This window comes from Chromohalobacter sp. HP20-39, from assembly GCF_033052815.1.
Taxonomy (GTDB): Bacteria; Pseudomonadota; Gammaproteobacteria; order Pseudomonadales; family Halomonadaceae; genus Chromohalobacter.
Map to the genome: position 1 here is coordinate 1 of NZ_JAWHTP010000072.1, position 629 is coordinate 629.

Consider the following 629-nt stretch of genomic DNA (forward strand, 5'->3'; position numbering starts at 1 on the left):
GTGGGCCAAGGAACAGGGCGGCGAGTTGCCGACGCGCCGCGAGCAATCGCTTCTGTACGCCAATCTCAAAGATGAGTTCCAGGGCACCTGGTACTGGTCCGGAGAGGCTCGCGAGCGCGAGTCCGGCTGGGCTTGGTGTCAGGGTTTCGGCTACGGCGGCCAGAGCGGCATCCGCCGCGACGACGAGTTGCGCGCCCGTGCCGTCCGCAGATTGATCCTTTTGTAATTTAACAATTACATCCACCGTGGCACTGCACACAAACCTTCCGATCTACAAAGCGGCCTATGGGTTGCTGGACGTGGTGACGGACCTGGTCAAGAACATGGCCCGCGACTTCAAGCGCAGCATCGGCGAGAAGATCAGCGCAGAGTGCATCGAGATCATGGTTCTGGTCTTCCGCGCAAATGTCGCAGATGGCATTAAAGCTCAGACATGAACAAGAACGGCAACATCAAGCACGGTTATCACGGTTCGCTGACGTATCGGCGCTGGAAGGCCATGCGTCAACGCACATCGATCAGCAGCCGCGATGCGCATCACGCCAAGCACTACGACGGCGTGACCTGCTGCGAGCGTTGGGCCAGCTTTGAGGTATTCCTCTCGGATATGGGCGAATGCCCAGAAAAGC

General features: G+C 59.0%; 2 protein-coding genes and 1 pseudogene. All 3 read left to right on the plus strand.

From position 1 onward, the window contains the following. A partial coding sequence (locus RVY79_RS16960) for a hypothetical protein (protein ID WP_317465639.1) occupies window positions 1-226 on the plus strand: 226 nt, incomplete at its 5' end. 19 nt (window positions 227-245) lie between these two features. Beyond that, the gene (locus tag RVY79_RS16965) at window positions 246-437 is read left to right on the plus strand and encodes a hypothetical protein (protein WP_317465640.1); all 192 of its coding nucleotides are present in this window, start codon (window positions 246-248) and stop codon (window positions 435-437) included. Beyond that, window positions 434-629 (plus strand): annotated as a pseudogene (locus RVY79_RS16970) (hypothetical protein); the annotation flags it as partial. The gene RVY79_RS16965 and the pseudogene RVY79_RS16970, both read left to right, overlap by 4 nt.